Genomic DNA, 18,355 nt, shown 5'->3' with positions numbered 1-18,355 from the left:
CTATCGCTGGCCGTCGTACCGATGATGCCCAGCGCCTTGTGCTTGGCCAGATCGTAGGCCTGCAGACCCGCGCCGCGTCGGCCGATGAACAGATGGCCGCGCGCGGCATCCAGTGACACATAGTCCCAGGCCGAGCCCTTGCCGGGAATCGCAGTAGCGTTATCCAGATGCCAGCCGTCAAACGCAGCAGCGGGCAGGGGCAGGGAAACAACGGCTGCGACAGCGGCCGCCACGGATAGTAATTTGCACACGGACATAGGAACTCCTAAGGATGAGAGCCCGCATCCTAGAACTGCGCCAGCGTTTGGCGCAGGGTGCAAATCCTTACGTAATTGCCGCAGTCGGCACTGAACCTAGGCCGGCTGCGCCTGCCGCACTGCCGAGGTGGGTAGACCGAACACGCGGTCAAAAACCCAGTTGAAAACAAAGGCGTAGACCAGGAAGAACACCAGCAAACCCAGGTCCATCACCAGGGCCTGCCACAGCGTGGCATCGAACCACCAGGCCATCAAAGGCACCAGAAACACCGTCAGCCCGCCCTCGAAGCCGATGGCATGCGCAATGCGCCGGCCCACGCTGCGGCCATGCACGGCCTGTCGCGCTTCCCAGCGCTCAAACAAGGTGTTGAACACCAGGTTCCAGGTGATCGCAATAGCCGAAGCCGCGACCGCCACCACACCCGCCTCCTGCAGGCCGTGGCCCGACATGCCGGACAGACCATAAGTGCTGGCCAGGATGGCAATGGCTTCAAACAAGCCCACGTAAACAATTTTTCTCTTGATACCTTGCATGGCAAATCTCGGGCGCTGGCGCCTTGGAACCGGGAATGCCGCCACTTTATGTCTTTAATTCTGATATATAAAGTCAGCTTATGTCAGTTTTATTGATAGATTGAGCCATGGCATTCACTACCGAGAGCGTGCAGGTATTTCTGGCCGTGCTGGACCGTGGCTCGTTCTCGGCCGCGGCGCGCACCCTGGGGCGGGTGCCTTCGGCGGTCAGCATGGCCGTCGCCCACCTGGAGGCCGAACTGGGGCTGGAGCTGTTCGACCGCAGCGGGCGCGAGCCCCGGCCCACCGCCACCGCGCGGTCGCTGGAGCCGCAGGCCCGCCTGCTCGCCGGCCAGCTGCAGCAGCTGAACGCCCAGGCTCTGGGGCTGACGCAAGGTCTGGAAAACCGCCTGACCCTGGCCATCGCCCCCGAGCTGCTGGCGGCCCAGTGGCGCAGCCCGCTGGCCACGCTGGCGCAGGAATACCCGCTGCTGGAGGTGGAAGTGCTGGCCGCACCGCAGGCTGATGCTTTGAGCATGCTGCACGCCGGCCGGGTCAACCTGGCCCTGGTGTTCGAGCGTCCCAGCCTGGACGGACGCGAGGGCTTTCAAGAGGTCAGCAGCGAAACCCTGGTGGCGGTGATGGCACCCGCGCTGCTGGCGCGCACTCTACAAAGCCCGGACGGCCTGCGCGAGGAACAGCTGACCAACACCCGCCAGATTGTGGTGGCCAGCCGCGACCTGGCCACCATAGACCGGCGCTTTGCCTTTGCGCGGCACTGCTGGCGTACCGACAACCACATCGCCGCGCTGGGCCTGATCGAGGCCGGCATCGGCTGGGGTTGGCTGCCGCAGTCCTTTGTGCGCAGCCAGATCGCCGCCGGCACACTGGTGCAGATTCCGTTTGACAACCTGACCAACCACATGGAGCTATGGGTGGACGTGGTCTGGTCCAAGGAGCGGCCACTGGGCCTGGCGGCGCGGCGCTTCATCGCCCTGGTCAGCGCCAGCCGTGAAGCCAGCAAGCTGCTGGCGGCTACCGCTCCAGATTTATAAGAAATCAGCCTCCAGCGCAGGTAATACCTGCGCAAGCAGCTACTAATTCAGTAGCAACCCAATCCAACCCACTTGGCTGCACACGCTGCAGCATGCGAGCCCTTGCCTTCCTCCCGTGGCAGAAATTCCAAGGCCCACGCACGCCTTGTTGACAGTCACTGAAAAGTAACAATAATTGAGCACGTCCGCGATTGCAGATACATGTCCATTATTGCAGACACAACCTACCCATCACTTAGGCATTTAGGAGTATCAACATGGCGTTTCGACTTCTGGCATTGGCGGCATTGGCCGCTACCTCCGTGTTTGCAACGGGAACGGCTTTCGCTGCCGGCACCCTGGAACAGGCTCTTGCGCGAGGCCGTCTGGTGGTGGGCACCGGCAGCACCAACGCGCCCTGGCACTTCAAGGGAGAGGACGGCAAGCTGCAGGGCTTTGACGTGGACATGGCCAAGATCATTGCCAAGGCCTTGTTTGACGACCCCGAGAAGGTGGAATTCGTCAACCAGTCGTCGGACGCCCGCATTCCCAACATCACCACCGGCAAGGTGGACATCACCTGCCAGTTCCTGACCGTCACCGGTGCGCGCGCGCAGCAGGTCGCCTTCACCATTCCCTACTACCGCGAAGGCGTGGGCCTGATGCTCAAGGCCAAGAGCCCGTATGCCAACTACGCCGCGCTGAAGAAGGCCGACGCTTCGGTCAAGGTGGGCGTGCTGCAAAACGTCTATGCCGAAGCCATGGTGCGCGCGGCCTTGCCCAACGCCAAGGTGGCCCAGTTCGACTCGCAAGACCTGATCTACCAGGCCCTGAATTCAGGCCGTGTGGATGCGGTGGCCACCGACCAATCGTCGATCGCCTGGTTCATCAAACAGAACACTGGCAAGTACATCGACTCGGGCTACGGCTGGAACCCGCAAACCTATGCCTGCGCCGTCAAGCGCGGCGACCAGGACTGGCTGAACTTCGTCAACACGGCCCTGCACGAAGCCATGACCGGCGTGGAATTTGACAGCTACGCCAAGTCCTTCAACACCTGGTTCGGCGTCAAGCTGGCACCACCCAAGATCGGCTTCCCGGTCGAATACCAATAACCCCGTCTGAACAGACACCCGGAAACCATTGCCCAGGCAGGGCAATGGCCCGATCCGCGAACCACCAACTGCTTAGCCGAGGCTGCACATGGGTTACACACTGAATTTCGCCGCCGTCTGGCGCAGCTTCATGCCCTTGCTGGACGGGCTGGGCCTGAGCCTGGTGCTGGCGGCCGAGAGCATTGCCATCGGCATGCTGATCGGGCTGCTGGTCAGCTTTGCCTTGATCTCCAAGCTGGGCGTGCTGCGCCGCACCGCCGGCCTGTACGTCACGGTCATCCGCAACACGCCGATTCTGGTGCTGGTGCTGTTTACCTATTTCGCGCTGCCCAACGTGGGCCTGCGGCTGGACGAGATCCCCTCCTTCGTGGCCACGCTGGCGATCTATTCAGGCGCCTACCTGGCGGAGGTGTTTCGCGCAGGGCTGCTGTCGGTGCCGGCCGGCCTGCGCGAAGCCGGCCAGACCATAGGCCTGAGCAAGATGCAGATCCGCACGACCATCATCCTGCCGCTGATGTTCAGAAACGTGCTGCCCGCGCTGGGCAATACCGTGATTTCGCTGTTCAAGGACACCTCTTTGGCAGCGGTGATTGCGGTGCCCGAGCTCACCTTCCAGGCCCGCAAGATCAATGTGGAATCCTTCCGCGTGATTGAGACCTGGGTGGTGGTCAGCCTGATCTACGTGTGCACCTGCGCCGTGCTGGCCGCCGTGTTCCGACGCATCGAGCGGCAACTCTCCATCCCACGGTAACCGCCATGGACTTCACATTCTCAGAATTCATCCAGCAGCTCTGGATCGCCCGCGGCTCGATTGCCTATGGGCTCGGGGTGACCATGGCGATTGCCGCCAGCGCCATCGTCCTCGGCACGATCTTGGGCATAGGCGTGGGCTTGGCGCTGACCTATGGGGGCCGCCCGCTGCGCTGGCTGGCGCGTGGCTACACCGACTTTCTGCGCGGCACACCGGTGCTGGTGCTGGTGCTGGCCGGCTACTACGTGCCGTCGGCCGTCGGCATCGGGCTCAGCCCGCTGCAGGCCGGCGTGCTGGCCTTGGCGGTGTTTTGCAGCTCGCATGTGGGCGAGATCGTGCGCGGTGCGCTGCAAGCCATCCCCAAGGGGCAGATGGATGCCGCCAAGGCCATCGGCCTGACATTCCGCCAAACCTTTGCCTCGGTGCTGATGCCCTTGGCCCTGCGGCAGGTGCTGCCCGCCTGGGTCAACACCGCGGCGGAAATCGTCAAGGCATCCACCCTGCTGTCGGTGATCGGCGTGGGCGACTTGCTGCTGGCCTCGCAGGAAATCATTGCCCGCACCTTCATGAACCTGCCGTTCTATTTTCTGGCCGGGTTTCTGTACTTCAGCATCAATTTCTCCATCGAGCGCTTCGGGCGTTTTGTGGAAAGAAAAACGACCATTCCATCGTGAGGACCTCTTGATGAGCAGCAATATTCTGGAAATCAGCAACCTGCATAAGCGCTTCGGCGATGTGGAAGTACTCAAGGGCGTGGACTGCGCCATGCAGCAGGGCGATGTGGTCTGCATCATCGGCTCCAGCGGGTCGGGTAAGACGACCATGCTGCGCTGCATCAACATGCTGGAAGAGTTCAACGACGGGTCGATCCGCATCGCCGGGCAAGAGATCGGCTACGAAATACGCGGCGGGACGCGGCGGCGCAAAAGCGAACAGGAGATTGCCCGCCAGCGCGCGCTCACCGGCATGGCCTTCCAGCAGTTCAATCTGTTCCCCCACATGACCGCCACCGAGAACGTCACGCTGGGCCTGATCAAGGTCAAAAAAATGGGCCGGGACGAAGCCGTGGCGGTGGCCGAGCGCTGGCTGGACCGTGTCGGCCTGCTGGCCCGCCGCAACCACTACCCCGGCCAGCTGTCCGGCGGCCAGCAGCAACGGGTAGCGATTGCCCGCGCCATCGCCATGGAGCCCAAGCTGATGCTGTTCGACGAGGTGACATCCGCGCTGGACCCGGAGCTGGTGAACGAAGTCCTGCTGGTCATCAAGGACCTGGCCCGCGAGGGCATGACCATGCTGCTGGTCACGCATGAAATGCGCTTTGCCTACGAGGTATCGACACGGGTGATCTTCATGAACCAGGGCCGCATTGCCGAAGAAGGCAATCCGCGCGAGATGTTCATCAAACCTCAAACCGAACGACTGGCCGAGTTCCTCAAGAGCTCTGCCTTCAACTAAATTGAAAGGACATCTGTGAGCATCATTCGATACGGCGCCGGCGAGCGCGGCGCGGGCGGCCAGGCATTGCCCTTTGCCCGCGCGGTAGAGGCGGACGGCTGGCTGCATGTTTCCGGCCAGGTGGCCATGGAGGGCGGCGAAATCATCGCCGGTGGCATCGTCGCCCAGACCCACAAAACGCTGGAGAACCTCATCGCCATCCTGACCGAAGCCGGCTACGGCGTGGAAGACGTGGTGCGGGTCGGTGTGTGGCTGGACGATCCGCGCGACTTCTGGACCTTCAACAAAATCTACGCCGGGTATTTTGGGGATAATCCGCCAGCCCGTGCCTGCGTACAGGCGCAGATGATGGTCGACTGCAAGGTCGAAGTCGATTGCATTGCCTACAAGCGCAAAAGTGGCAACAACACAAACCCCTGAAATCCAGCAACGGAAGCCCTTATCCATGACGGTTGTCGATGACAGTCTCTCCAATCGCCGCTCCAGAGGGCTGGACCGCGCTTTCGAGATCCTCGACTTTTTCAGATCGCACCGCAAACCGGCACGGCCGAATGAAATTGCAGCACTGCTGGGCGCGCCACGCTCGTCCGTCTACGAGCTGATCAATCTGCTGCTCAAGCACGGGGTACTGGAATATTCCGGCAGCGAAGGCCAGGTGTTTCTGGGCCGCAAACTGCACTTCCTGGGCAGCGCGTATGCAGAGCATTTCGACCTGATGCGCGAATGCGAAAAGTCTCTGGTCCGCATCACCCAGGAAACCCGTGAAACCGCCCAGCTCTGCATGCTGGACGGCAACAAATACACGGTGGCGCTGATGAAGGAAGGCATCCGCCCTTTCCGCATCTCGTCCAACGTGGGCGAAGCCATGCCGATTCCCTGGACCGCGTCCGGGCGCCTGCTGCTGGGGCATCTGTCAGACGGCGAAATTCTTAACCTGATCCCCAAGGAAGACTTCAAGCTCCCGAATGGAGATTGGCTCGATACCCAGGCCTTCCTCCAAGAAGCCCGCGAAGCCCGCACCGCCGGGTACTTCACCTGCGGCAGCATCGTCGACAGCTTCACCCAGTGCTTCGCAGCGCCGGTGTACCAGGGCGAGAAAGTGTGCATCGCCACGCTGTGCCTGGTCGCCCCGCGTGAGGATGGGCAGCGCAATCAGAAGGAATATCTGGACTGCCTGGTCAGCACCGCCAGCGATCTGACGCAGAGGCTACGTGCTACCTGACGGCAAAACAACCGTCAAATATGCCTCTAGCGCAGGTATTACCTGCGCTAGTAGCTATTAATTAGATAGCAACCAGGGTTTCCCAGCGCCCACTGCGCTGCGAGGCAAACAGCGCGTCGATGATGCGCATGTTCTGGACCGCATCTTCCACGCCGTAGAGCAGCGGCGCTTCACCGCGGATCGCTAGCGAGAACGCATCGCCTTCCAGGCTGTACTGGTCGCAGGACGCAAAGCTCTCCACCGTGGCGCTGGCGCCGCCCAGCTGCTTGCCGTTGTCGATGAAGATGCGCGTGGCCTCAAACGGCGGCGCGTTGAACGGGATCTCAATTTCCACCCGTTGCTGGGTGCCAACCACCTGCACGCGCTGGTAGGGCGTGGACTGGGTGGAGACGGTGAAGTCCAGGTGTCGGCCGCCGCCAAAGTCCAGCAGCGCGCTGAAAGTGCGGTCGACATTGAACTCGGGGTCGATATCGGCCAGCGCCATCACACGCACCGGCTCGGAGCCGAACAAGAAACGCCCGGCGACGATGGGGTAGCAGCCGATGTCGAACAGGGCGCCGCCGCCCTTGGCCGCATCGTTGCGGATGTTCTCCGGGTTGCGGTTGAAGTAGGAGAACCAGGCCTGCACCGTGCGCAACTCACCCAAGGCGCCGCTCTGCACCAGCTCGCGCGTGCGCAGCCACTGCGGGTGGAAGCGCACCATGAAGGCTTCCATGATGTGCACCTTGCCGGCCACTTCGCGCAGCTGCGCCGCTTCATTGGCGTTCAATGCGATCGGCTTTTCGCACAGCACATGCTTGCCGGCGCGCGCCGCGGCCAGGGTCATAGGCACATGCAGGTCGTTGGGCAGCGGGTTGTAGATGGCCTCGATGCTGGGGTCGGCCAGCAGCTCTTCGTAGGAGCCGTAAGCGGTAGGAATGCCCAGCTTGTCGGCGGCAGCGCGGGCCGATGGCAGCGAGCGCGAGGCAATCGCCTGCACATCGCACCACTGGCTGCGCATCAGCGCCGGGGTGACTTTTTCCATACCGATCTTGGCGGTGCTCAACACGCCCCAGCGCACTTTTTGCATATCAGGCAGCCTCTTTGTAGAAGAACGGGCGCAACACGCGGCCGGGCAGCGGGTTCACCGCGTTGTGGATGGCGGCGATGTGGTCGGGCGTGGTGCCGCAGCAGCCGCCGACGATGTTTACCAGGCCTTCGGCAGCGAATTCGCGCACCAGGGCCGAGGTGACTTCCGGCGTTTCGTCAAAGCCGGTGTCGCTCATGGGGTTGGGCAGGCCGGCGTTGGGGTAGCAGCTGATGAAGGTATCGGGCGCCACCTTGTGCAGCTCCTGGATGTAGGGGCGCATCAGCGCGGCGCCGAGTGCGCAGTTCAGGCCCACGGCCAGCGGCTGGGCGTGGCGCACGCTGTGCCAGAAGGCGGTGACGGTCTGGCCGCTGAGGATGCGGCCCGAGGCATCGGTCACCGTGCCGCTGATGATCAGCGGCAGGCGCTGGCCCGAGTCTTCAAAGTATTCGTCCACCGCGAACAGCGCGGCCTTGGCGTTCAGCGTGTCGAAAATCGTCTCGACCAGGATCACGTCCGCGCCGCCTTCGACCAGGGCCTTGGTCTGCTCGTAATAGGCTTTGCGCAACTGTTCGAAGTTGACGTTGCGTGCGCCGGGGTCGTTCACATCGGGGCTGATGCTGGCCGTCTTGGGCGTGGGGCCGAGGGCGCCGGCGACGAAGCGGGGCTTGTCCGGTGTGCTGTATTTGTCGCAGGCGGCGCGGGCGATTTTGGCGGACTCGAAGTTCATCTCGATCGCCAGGTCGGCCATGTCGTAGTCCTCCTGGGCCACGGTGGTGGCACCGAAGGTATTGGTCTCGATCAGGTCAGCGCCAGCGGCCAGGTAGCCTTCGTGGATGTCGCGGATCACGTCCGGCCGGGTCAGGCTCAGCAGCTCGTTGTTGCCCTTCACGTCCTTGTGAAAGTCTTTAAAACGTTCACCGCGGTACTGCTCCTCGGTCAGCTTGAAGCGCTGGATCATGGTGCCCATCGCGCCATCCAGGATGGCAATGCGTTGCGCCAGGATGGCGGGCAGTTGTTGGGCGCGGGTGTAGGTGGGCGTTTTCATGAGGGCTCGATTGTAGGAAACCCGGGCACCGCCCCACTACACCGCCACCAGTGGCCCCAGTCCGCGTAGGCGTACGGCGTCGCGCAGCGGTGGCTGGCCGTACATGCGCGCGTATTCGCGGCTGAACTGCGACGGGCTCTCGTAACCGACGGTGAAGCCGATGCTGGCCGCGTCCGCCTGGCCGGCCAGCAGCAGGCGCCGGGCTTCCTGCAGGCGGATCTGCTTCTGGTACTGCAGCGGGCTCATGGCCGTGACAGCCTTGAAATGCCGGTGGAAGGTGGAGGCGCTCATGTTGGCGCGCTGCGCCACATCGTCAATGCGCAGCGGCTCGGCAAAGTGGCTGCGTATCCAGCCTATGGCCTGGCCCACCTGGGCCATGCGGCTGTGGGCCAGCGCGATCTGGCGCAGCATGGGCGCCTGGGCGCCGGTCAGCAGGCGGTAGAGGATTTCGCGCTCGGCCAGCGGCGCCAGCATGGGGATGTCGGCCGGCCGGCCCAGCAGCCGCAGCAGGCGCACGGCGGCATCCAGCAGATCGGGCGTCACCGGGCTGACCGCCAGGCCGGGCAAGGGGGCGTCCTGGGCTGTGCCAGGCAGGCTCAGCAACATGTCGGCCAGCACCGCCGGGTCCAGCTCCAGGGACAACGCCAGATACGGCGCCTCCGGGCTGGCCTGGATGACCGAGCCGGTGATGGGCAAGTCCACCGACACCACCAAATACTGACCGGCAGCGTATTCCACGATGTTGTCACCCAGCAGCGCCTGCTTGGCACCTTGCGCCACGATGTACAGCATGGGCTGGTAGACCACGCCCATGGGCAGCGTCGGGGTATCGGAGCGCACCAGGCCGACGCGGGGGATGGTGGTGCTGGTCCGGCGCTCATGGCAGTGTTGTGCAATCAAGGTACACAGCTCTTTGAGCGAGTCCGGCGTAGGCAAGGGCAACATGCGAGGATTATGCAAGAGCTGCGCAGCATCGGGCTACCGCTGCACAGGTCTCCAGGCGGATAGTCAAGCTCTCAACAACACGGAGCCTCAACATGTCTTTCCAACCCCACACCTGGTTCATCACCGGCGCAGCGCGCGGCATCGGCGCCCACACCGTGCAGGCCGCGCTGGCCGCCGGCCACAACGTGGTCGCCACGGCCCGCAAGCGCGACAGCATCACCCTGGCCGACGACCGCCTGCTGGCGCTGGACCTGGACGTCACCGACGCCGCCCAGGCCCAGGCCGCGGTGCAGGCCGCCGTGGCCCGCTTTGGCCGCATCGACGTGCTGGTCAACAACGCCGGCTACGGCCAGCTAGGTCTGTTTGAGGAAAGCACGGCGGCCGATGCGGAGCAACAGTTCGCCACCAATGTGTTCGGCCTGTTCCACGTGACGCGCGCCGTGCTGCCGGTAATGCGCCAGCAGCGCGCCGGCCGGGTGTTCAACCTCTCGTCCATCGCCGGCATGCGCGGCATCCCGGGTGGCTCGCTGTACTGCGCCAGCAAGTTCGCTGTAGAGGGCTTCTCCGAAGGGCTGGCGCAAGAGCTGGCCCCGTTCGGCATTCGCGTCACCATCGTGGAGCCGGGCGCGTTCCGCACCGACTTTCTGGACGGCCAATCGATGCGCTTCGGCAGCCACGCCATTGCCGACTACGCCGCGCAGTCGGCACAGATCAGCGCAGGCTTTGGTGCCCGCAACCACCTGCAGCCCGGCGATCCGGCGCGACTGGCTGCGGTGCTGCTGCAGCTGGCGGCACATCCCGCGCCGCCGCTGCGCTTTGCGGCGGGTAGCGATGCGGTGGAAATCATTGGGGCGAAGATTGAGGCGCTGCGGGGGGAGTTGGAGGCTTGGCAGGCCTTGTCGGTGACGACGGACGGGGCGTTTTAGAAACGTCCTACATAGACCCACCTGGGCTGCCCGCATCTACATCGACAGTTTTTCAGGGCCCTGTCGGCACGGGCACAATAGCGGCTCTACCAGCCCCACGCTGGTTTACCCCTCAAATCAGCCCCTAGCGCAATCGCCACCTGCGCCAGCAGCTACACATTCCAGAGCAAAAGCATTGTCCTCGTCCCCTCTCGCCATCCTGCATGAAACCTTTGGCTACGAGCAGTTCCGGGGGCCGCAGCAGGCCATCGTCGAGCATGTAGTCGCGGGTGGCGACGCGCTGGTGCTGATGCCTACCGGCGGCGGCAAGTCGCTGTGCTACCAGATCCCGGCGATTGCGCGGCAGCTGGACGGGCATGGCATCACCATCGTCATCTCGCCGCTGATCGCGCTGATGCACGACCAGGTGGGCGCGCTGCACGAAGCCGGTGTCAAGGCGGCATTCTTGAATTCCACCTTGTCGTTCGATGAGGCGCTGGACGTGGAGCGGCGCCTGGTGCGCGGCGACATCACCATGCTGTACGCGGCGCCCGAGCGCATCACCACGCCGCGCTTTCTGGACCTGCTGGACGACCTGCTGGCGCGCCGGCAGCTGAGCCTGTTTGCCATCGACGAAGTGCATTGCGTGAGCCAGTGGGGCCACGACTTCCGCCCCGAATACCGCGCACTGACGGTGCTGCACCAGCGCTACGCCAGCGTGCCGCGGATCGCGCTGACGGCCACGGCCGACGCGCTGACCCGGGCCGACATCGTCGAGCGGCTGCAGCTGGAAGAGGCCCAGCATTTCGTCAGCAGCTTTGACCGGCCGAACATCCGCTACACCATCGTCGAAAAGAAGGACGCGACGACGCAGCTGCTGCGCTTCATCGAGCGCGAGCACGACGAGGATGCGGGCGTGGTCTATTGCCAGTCGCGCAAGCGGGTGGAAGAAGTGGCGCAGATGCTGTGCGAGCACGGCATCAACGCCCTGCCCTACCACGCCGGGCTGGACGCGAAACTGCGCCAGACCCACCAGGACCGCTTTCTGCGCGAAGAAGGCATCGTGATGGTGGCGACCATCGCCTTCGGCATGGGCATAGACAAACCCGACGTGCGCTTTGTCGCGCATCTGGACATGCCGAAGAACATCGAGGGCTACTACCAGGAAACCGGCCGCGCGGGCCGTGACGGCCTGGCCGCCGATGCCTGGATGGTCTATGGCCTGCAGGACGTGGTGAACCAGCGCCGCATGATCGACGAAAGCCCGGCCGGCGAAGAATTCAAGCAGGTGATGCGCGGCAAGCTGGACGCGCTGCTGGGACTGGCCGAAGCCACCGACTGTCGCCGGGTCCGGCTGTTGAAATACTTTGGGGAAACCTCCCACGCTTGCGGCAACTGCGACAACTGCCTGGAGCCACCGCAGGTGTGGGACGGCACCGAGGCCGCGCGCAAGCTGCTGTCCACCATTTACCGCATCCAGCAGATGAGCGGTATTAGCTTTGGCACGGGCCACATCATGGACATCTTGCGCGGCAAGACCACCGACAAGGTGAACCAGTTCAACCACAGCACGCTCAGCACCTTTGGCCTGGGTGCGGAGTACAGCGAACAGCAGCTTCGCGGCGTGCTGCGCCAGCTGATTGCGATTGGCGGGGTGGCGGTGGAAGGCGAATACAGCACGCTGTGCCTGACCGAAGGCTCGCGCGCCGTGCTGAAGGGCGAGGTGCCGCTGATGCTGCGCGCGTCCCTCTCCGGCCCGGCAGAGCGCAAGCCCAAGCGCGACCGCAGCGGAAAAAACGGCAGCAGTGCCGCCAAATCCGCCGTGGCGGCCGCACTGGACGACGCAGCCCAGGTCCGCTTCGCGGCGCTGAAAGCCTGGCGCGCCGAGGTGGCCCGCGAACACAACCTGCCGGCCTATGTGATCTTCCACGACGCCACCCTGGCCGCCATCGCCACCCTGGCGCCGGACAGCCTGGACGCGCTGGCCGGTGTGAGCGGGCTGGGCACGAAAAAGCTGGAAGCCTATGGCGCGGACGTGTTGCGCGTGTGCGCCGAGAATGCTACGTAAATAATAGCTGCCCGCGCAGATAAAACATGCGCTGGTGGCCTGTTTGGCTTGGAAGTCGAGCGGGCCACGCCCTCAGTGCATAAACCCCATGCCCCGGGACTCACGCACCTCGGGTTTGATGCGGTGCTCGGCCTCCAGCTGATCCATGAACTCCTCCGGAGCCAGCTGCGCATCCAGAATTTCACCCTGGCGTTTGACGGCGGCAAAGTCGCCGGGGCAGAGCTGGTCCATGCGGGCTAAACGGGCTTTCAGGCTGTCGTCCAGCCGGCTGGTATCGCCGCCCAGGGCTTCCACCACGAACATGGTTTCGCGCTGCGTGCGCAGCAGGGGCTTGAACTGGATCTTGAAGGTGAAGCGGCGTAGCGCGGCCTGGTCTATGCGGTCCAGCAAATTGGTGGTGCAGACGAAGATGCCGCGGTAACGCTCCATACCCTGCAGCATTTCGTTGACCTCGGTGACCTCGTAGGTGCGCTGGGCGCCGCGACGGTCTTGCAAAAAGCTGTCGGCCTCGTCCAGCAGCAGCACGGCTTTTTCGGCCTCGGCTTCTTTGAACATGGCGGCCATCTTCTGTTCGGTTTCGCCGACGAATTTGCTCATCAGGTCGCTGGCCTGCTTGACCAACAAAGGCTTGTCCAGCGCCTTGGCGATGTGCTCAGCCAGCGCGGTCTTGCCAGTGCCGGGGGCGCCGTAGAAGCACAGCGTGCCGTGGCCGCGGGCTTTCAGCGCCTGCACGATGCGCGGCACCTCGAAACGGCTTTCGACGTTGAGCATGTCCAGGCTGTACTGGGTGACAGAGGGGCGCTCGCCGGCATCGGCCAAGCGGTTTCCCAGGGCCTGGTCGGCGTTCTTCAGTTGGCGCTCAATCAGGCTCTCAAAGGCCGTGTCGGTCTGCGGTGTGACGAGGCCGGCGAAGCGCACGGCGGTGCGGATTTGCGCCGGGGTCAGGCCTTTACGTTCGGTGAGCTTGGCCACAAACGCGTCCGACACCTGCACGCCTTCCAGCGTCTTGCGCACCAGGCCTTCGCGTGCGCCGGGCGGCGGCGACTTCAGTTCCAGGTGGTAGGCGAAGCGGCGGCGGAAGGCCGGGTCGATCTGCTCGATGCGGTTGGTCACCCACAAGGTGGGCACGGTGTTCGACTCCAAAATCTGGTTCACCCAGGCCTTGCCGCTGACCGAACCGGAACTGGGCGCGGCCACCTGCTCGGCCCGCGCCATGAGCTGGGCGGCCTCGGAGCTGATGGGTGGGAACACGTCTTCCACTTCGTCGAATAGCAGCGCCGCCTGCACGCTGCCTTTCAGGAAGACCTGGGCGATCTGCAGCGAGCGGTAGCGGTCGCGCCCGCTGAGCGAGTTGCCGTCGCGGTCGGCGTATTCCACCTCGAACAGGTCCAGCCCGGCGGCCTGGGCGACGACGCGGGCCAGCTCTGTCTTGCCGGTGCCGGGCGGGCCGTAGAGCAGCACGTTCACGCCGGGTTCCTTGCGCGCCACGGCGTTGCGCAGCAGGGACACGAGCACCTGGGTGTCGTCCAGCACGTAGGTGAAGTCAGTCAATGCCAGCGCGCTTTTGGTGGCGGGGCGGGTGAACACGGCCATCAGCTCGCTCTGGTCGCGGTATTCGCGCATCAGCACGGGTGGCAGCTTTTCGCTGACCTTCATCAGGTCGGCCAGGTCGGTGATGTTGTGTTCGGAGATGAGGTTCTCCACCAGGCCGATGCGCTCCAGCCGCGAGCCGGCACGCAGGGCCTCGCCCACCTCGGCCGGGCTGACGCCGGCGACCTCGGCAATGGCCGCATAGGCTTCGGGCGCGTTGTTCACCTTGACCTCGACCAGGATGGTGCGCAGGTCACGCTGGTAGCGGGCCAAGGTACCGTAGAGCAAGAGCGCACGCTCGGCCTTGTTCAACTGCAGCAGGCCGGACAACGCGTCGATGTTCTTCTCCACCAGGGTGGACTGTTTCTTCAGCGCGTGGGTCAGCCATTCGCCGGTGACCGCCAGGGCAGACAGCAGGTCTTTCGGCTGGTCCTTGGCGTATTCATCCAGGTAGAAGAACAGCGTGCCCTCTTCATAGGGGCCGCGCCAGATGCCATGGCGCTCCAGGAACTCGGTGGTACCCAGGTCGTCATGGCCACGCCAGAACTCGTTGTCCTTGCAGCGGCGCAGCAGGAATTCACGTAGGCGCAGCAACACCGGCTGCGGCCACACCAGGTGCCTGCCGGCCATGGCCAGCAGGCTGTTCAGGTCGCGCCGCACATTGAATTTGGGGCCTTGGCGCGCCACCAGGGTCAGCACAAAGTGCGAGCACATCAAATCCAGCACCGGCGCAGCCTTCAGCCCCGGTGACGGAATCAACGGTGCGTGGGCAGAATCGGAAACCAAGCGCTTCGCCATGGAAATGCTCCCTAGCCACAAAGTGGTTTGTTGCCGCACCATAACGCAGGCTGTCAAGCATGGGAAGACATGGCCCGTGAAATATGCCCGGTAGAACCCGCATAGGGATAAATCCTGAAAATTGGTACGATGTCCAACTTGCAGGTTTCGGCCTGCCGCGCTGCCCGGTCGGGCAAGTTTTTAACACCACCCCGAGGAATATCTATGTCCAGCCCTGATACCAGCGAACACGGCGCCAGCGCCCACGCTCCCGCCGATGCCGTGGAAGCCATCGTGCCGATGATTCCCATGGTCCTGCCCCTCGTTGGTGGCGTGCTGATCTTCCTGCTGGCCTTCATCGCCGTATCCATGGCCTGACACCAGCTTGGCGCCAGTCCGGCCGGACTTGACGCCACTTTGAAAGAGCGCCCGCCTGGACCACAGGCCGGCGCAGCGTTTTATGCAATGTAGAACGCCGTTTTTGCCGTATCCACACCCCTGGTTCCACCCTTTTTTGCTATTTTTTCTATAGCTACCGGCACAGCATTTGTATGCGCTATGGGCTGGAAATATGCGCCATTCTCACGCCCATCATTTCGGCACATAACCTCATGCAACGTTTGCATACAATTTGCGTGTAATCACACCGTAACTTTGTCCTGGCTCTTTAGAATCGAACTCCCAGCCTGCCCGCGCTGACAGCGCCGACCGCCGACTGAGTAGCAAAGCCGTTTTCTGAAAAGGCCGCTCCCGCATCGAGCCTCTTTTTGAAAAGACGATTTTCAACTTAGGAGTACCTCGATGAACGCACGCACCATGGACCTGGGACTGGACCTCAACGCCCCCGATTACGTCAAAAACACCCAGCTCCTCGCCTGGGTTGCCGACATGGCCGCCCTGACCCAGCCCAAGGCGGTGTACTGGTGCGATGGCAGCGAAGAGGAATACACCCGCCTCTGCCAACAGCTGGTGGACGCCGGCGCCTTCAAGAAGCTCAACCCCGCCAAGCGCCCCAACTCCTTCCTGGCCTGCAGCGACCCCAGCGACGTGGCCCGCGTGGAAGACCGCACCTATATCTGCTCTGAAAAGAAGGAAAACGCCGGCCCCACCAACAACTGGATGGAACCCGCGGAAATGCGCGCCACGCTGAACCCGCTGTTTGCCGGTTGCATGCAGGGCCGCACCATGTATGTAGTGCCGTTCAGCATGGGCCCACTGGGCTCGCCCATCGCCCACATCGGCGTGGAGCTATCCGACAGCCCCTATGTGGCCGTCAACATGAAGACCATGACCCGCATGGGCAAGGCCGTGGTCGAGCTGCTGGGCACCGACGGTGCCTTCGTCCCCTGCATGCACACCGTGGGCGCACCGCTGGCAGAAGGCCAGGCCGACGTGAAATGGCCTTGCAACAAGACCAAGTACATCGTGCACTTCCCGGAAACCCGCGAAATCTGGTCCTACGGCTCGGGCTATGGCGGCAATGCCCTGCTGGGCAAGAAATGCTTTGCGCTGCGTATCGCTTCCAATATGGGCCGCGACCAAGGCTGGCTGGCCGAGCACATGCTGATCCTGGGTGTGACCAACCCACAGGGCAAAAAGTACCACGTGGCAGCCGCCTTCCCCAGCGCCTGCGGCAAGACCAATTTCTCCATGCTGGTGCCTCCAGCCGGTTTTGATGGCTGGAAGGTCACCACCATCGGCGACGACATCGCCTGGATCAAGCCCGGTGCCGATGGCCGCCTGTACGCCATCAACCCCGAAGCCGGCTACTTTGGCGTGGCCCCCGGCACCAACTACCACACCAACCCGAACTGCATGGCCAGCCTGGACAAGGATGTGATCTTCACCAATGTGGCGCTGACCGACGACGGCGACGTGTGGTGGGAAGGCATGGAAAAGGACAGCGGCAGCCTGCCCGACCATCTGATTGACTGGCAAGGCAAGGACTGGACGCCCGCCATTGCCCGTGAAACCGGCGCCAAGGCCGCCCACCCCAATTCGCGCTTCACCGTGCCAGCGACCAACAACCCCGCGCTGGACCCAGCCTGGGACGACGCCGCGGGTGTGGCGATCGACGCCTTCATCTTTGGCGGCCGCCGCTCCACCACCGTGCCCCTGGTCACCGAGGCCCGCAACTGGACCGAAGGCGTGTACATGGCCGCCACCATGGGTTCCGAAACCACCGCCGCCGCCGTCGGCCAGATGGGTGTGGTGCGTCGCGACCCGTTCGCCATGCTGCCTTTCACGGGCTACAACATGAGCGACTACTTCCAGCACTGGTTGAATATGGGCGACAAGCTGGCTGCCTCGGGCGCCAAACAGCCCCCAATCTACTGCACCAACTGGTTCCGCAAGGGTGAAGATGGCAAGTTTGTCTGGCCTGGCTACGGCGAAAACATGCGCGTGCTGAAGTGGATGATCGACCGCATCGAAGGCCAAGCCACAGGCCAGGAAAACATCTTCGGCGTCAGCCCAACCTATGGCGAACTGAACTGGACCGGGCTGGATTTCACGCCGGCGCAGTTCGATACCGTCACCAGCATCGACAAAGCCGCCTGGCAGCAAGAATTGGTACTGCACACCGAGCTGTTCACCCAGCTGGCCTACCACTTGCCGCAAGCTCTGGTGGATACGAAGAAGGCGCTGGAGCAGCGCCTGGCGGCTTGAAGCAACGCCTAAAGCAAAAAGCCCCGCACAAAATGGGCGGGGCTTTGGGGCCTAATGTCCGGCCTACGGTGCGGCCGGCAGTGCCTGATCGCCAGGCCTTGTCGGCAGCGCGGTTTGCGCGATTACAGGTGTGCGGACAGGCGGTACTGCGCAGCAGCATAAGCTTGCGCGTCCAGACGGTCAAAAGCAGCCAGCACAGCACGGCCCAGACGGCCTGATACGGGAGCTTTCTCTGCCACCACGGTAGCGTCGGCTTCTGCGTGACGGCCCATGGCGACTTGCAGGTCGGCCATGATGCGGGGGTCGCTCAAAGCGGTAGCCCACAGGCGTTGGTCAGCACGGGCACGGGCCTGGCGTTGCGACCATGCATCCAGAGCCTGTACGATGCGGACGGCGGCGCGGCGGGCCGTACCGGCAAACAGTGCCAGCGCAACAAAGCCCACGGCCCACACGGCGCCCCAGGCGGCCAGCAGATGGCCTTCGCTCCAGTTGTCTACCAACTGGTCGGCAGCGACCACCAGTGCGGACACAATGGCTGCCAACAAAATGGTGGACAAACCCTTGGCGGAGTCAAAACGTTGGGACAGGCTACCGTTGGCCGACTCAGCACGGGTTGCGCCGGCATGTGCGGTAGGGAAGCTGGTTTGGGCAATGCTGGTCATGGTAATTTCCTTTGGATCTAGCGTCCTCTGGACGGGATCGCCGTAGACGCAAACGAATATTAGGGTTTACACCCATACGATCCAACTTTATCTTTGTGATGATCTCCATTCACCATGGTGATGAATGGCCTGCTGTCGGCATACAAGGAGAGCAGTTCAATCAGCCTGGGCCCGACGCTCACTCCTGTCTGTGGATATAGGTTGAATTGGCCTCTCGCGCAGATATTCTCTGCGCAAGTAGCTCTTATTTTTATAGCAAATAATGTTGGCAAATACGGTA

18 protein-coding genes are annotated in these 18,355 nt (G+C 63.3%); 11 read left to right on the top strand and 7 right to left on the bottom strand.

The window, feature by feature from the left end; all coding sequences use genetic code 11:
• A partial coding sequence (locus tag AC07O2_RS17685; RefSeq protein ID WP_495077058.1) for a hypothetical protein occupies positions 1–257 on the bottom strand: 257 nt, incomplete at its 3' end.
• Positions 258–353: 96 nt separating this feature from the next.
• Positions 354–791, bottom strand: a complete 438-nt coding sequence (locus AC07O2_RS17680; RefSeq protein ID WP_495077057.1) for a PACE efflux transporter — start codon at positions 789–791, stop codon at positions 354–356.
• A 107-nt stretch (positions 792–898) separates the two neighbouring features.
• Here AC07O2_RS17680 and AC07O2_RS17675 point away from each other — a divergent pair, with 107 nt between their 5' ends.
• The 7 genes from AC07O2_RS17675 (at position 899) to AC07O2_RS17645 (ending at position 6,347) form a co-directional block, all read left to right on the top strand.
• Positions 899–1,825, top strand: a complete 927-nt coding sequence (locus tag AC07O2_RS17675) for a LysR family transcriptional regulator (RefSeq protein ID WP_495077056.1) — start codon at positions 899–901, stop codon at positions 1,823–1,825.
• Positions 1,826–2,082: 257 nt separating this feature from the next.
• Positions 2,083–2,919: a transporter substrate-binding protein gene (locus AC07O2_RS17670; protein WP_495077055.1), complete on the top strand. Its 837-nt coding sequence runs from the start codon at positions 2,083–2,085 to the stop codon at positions 2,917–2,919.
• An 88-nt stretch (positions 2,920–3,007) separates the two neighbouring features.
• The gene (locus tag AC07O2_RS17665; protein ID WP_495077054.1) at positions 3,008–3,670 is read left to right on the top strand and encodes an amino acid ABC transporter permease; all 663 of its coding nucleotides are present in this window, start codon (positions 3,008–3,010) and stop codon (positions 3,668–3,670) included.
• 5 nt (positions 3,671–3,675) lie between these two features.
• Complete coding sequence (locus AC07O2_RS17660; RefSeq protein ID WP_495077053.1) at positions 3,676–4,344, top strand: amino acid ABC transporter permease; 669 nt, start codon at positions 3,676–3,678, stop codon at positions 4,342–4,344.
• Between the two features lie 10 nt (positions 4,345–4,354).
• Positions 4,355–5,125, top strand: coding sequence for an amino acid ABC transporter ATP-binding protein (locus tag AC07O2_RS17655; protein WP_495077052.1), 771 nt, complete (start codon positions 4,355–4,357; stop codon positions 5,123–5,125).
• 21 nt (positions 5,126–5,146) lie between these two features.
• Positions 5,147–5,545, top strand: a complete 399-nt coding sequence (locus AC07O2_RS17650) for a RidA family protein (protein ID WP_495077060.1) — start codon at positions 5,147–5,149, stop codon at positions 5,543–5,545.
• 25 nt (positions 5,546–5,570) lie between these two features.
• Complete coding sequence (locus tag AC07O2_RS17645; RefSeq protein WP_116607578.1) at positions 5,571–6,347, top strand: IclR family transcriptional regulator; 777 nt, start codon at positions 5,571–5,573, stop codon at positions 6,345–6,347.
• A 61-nt stretch (positions 6,348–6,408) separates the two neighbouring features.
• Here the strand turns inward: AC07O2_RS17645 and AC07O2_RS17640 are convergent, their stop codons facing one another.
• The 3 genes from AC07O2_RS17640 to AC07O2_RS17630 are packed head-to-tail and all read right to left on the bottom strand — an operon-like array spanning position 6,409 to position 9,406.
• A complete protein-coding gene (locus AC07O2_RS17640) occupies positions 6,409–7,416 on the bottom strand; it encodes a Gfo/Idh/MocA family protein (RefSeq protein WP_495077051.1) in 1,008 nt (335 codons plus the stop codon).
• Between the two features lies 1 nt (position 7,417).
• On the bottom strand, positions 7,418–8,461 hold the full coding sequence (locus AC07O2_RS17635; protein WP_116607580.1) for a homocysteine S-methyltransferase family protein: 1,044 nt from the start codon (positions 8,459–8,461) through the stop codon (positions 7,418–7,420).
• Between the two features lie 36 nt (positions 8,462–8,497).
• Positions 8,498–9,406 (bottom strand): AraC family transcriptional regulator, encoded by a 909-nt coding sequence (locus tag AC07O2_RS17630; protein ID WP_495077050.1) that lies wholly within the window; start codon positions 9,404–9,406, stop codon positions 8,498–8,500.
• Positions 9,407–9,498: 92 nt separating this feature from the next.
• Between AC07O2_RS17630 and AC07O2_RS17625 the strand changes: the two genes are divergently transcribed.
• Positions 9,499–10,332 (top strand): oxidoreductase, encoded by an 834-nt coding sequence (locus AC07O2_RS17625; RefSeq protein WP_495077049.1) that lies wholly within the window; start codon positions 9,499–9,501, stop codon positions 10,330–10,332.
• Positions 10,333–10,507: 175 nt separating this feature from the next.
• On the top strand, positions 10,508–12,379 hold the full coding sequence (gene recQ, locus AC07O2_RS17620; protein ID WP_495077048.1) for a DNA helicase RecQ: 1,872 nt from the start codon (positions 10,508–10,510) through the stop codon (positions 12,377–12,379).
• 72 nt (positions 12,380–12,451) lie between these two features.
• Here the strand turns inward: recQ and AC07O2_RS17615 are convergent, their stop codons facing one another.
• Entirely contained in the window at positions 12,452–14,767 is a 2,316-nt protein-coding gene (locus tag AC07O2_RS17615; protein WP_495077047.1) for an ATP-binding protein, read from the bottom strand.
• Between the two features lie 204 nt (positions 14,768–14,971).
• Between AC07O2_RS17615 and AC07O2_RS17610 the strand changes: the two genes are divergently transcribed.
• On the top strand, positions 14,972–15,124 hold the full coding sequence (locus AC07O2_RS17610; protein ID WP_495077046.1) for a hypothetical protein: 153 nt from the start codon (positions 14,972–14,974) through the stop codon (positions 15,122–15,124).
• Between the two features lie 423 nt (positions 15,125–15,547).
• A complete protein-coding gene (locus AC07O2_RS17605; RefSeq protein ID WP_495077045.1) occupies positions 15,548–17,413 on the top strand; it encodes a phosphoenolpyruvate carboxykinase (GTP) in 1,866 nt (621 codons plus the stop codon).
• A 122-nt stretch (positions 17,414–17,535) separates the two neighbouring features.
• Here AC07O2_RS17605 and AC07O2_RS17600 read toward each other — a convergent pair whose 3' ends face one another.
• A complete protein-coding gene (locus AC07O2_RS17600) occupies positions 17,536–18,075 on the bottom strand; it encodes a hypothetical protein (RefSeq protein WP_495077044.1) in 540 nt (179 codons plus the stop codon).
• Positions 18,076–18,355 lie beyond the last annotated feature (280 nt).

The organism is Rhodoferax sp. GW821-FHT10B06 (assembly GCF_059415605.1).
Note: the sequence above shows the minus strand (reverse complement) of the source record. Positions and strands in the feature narration are given on the sequence as shown.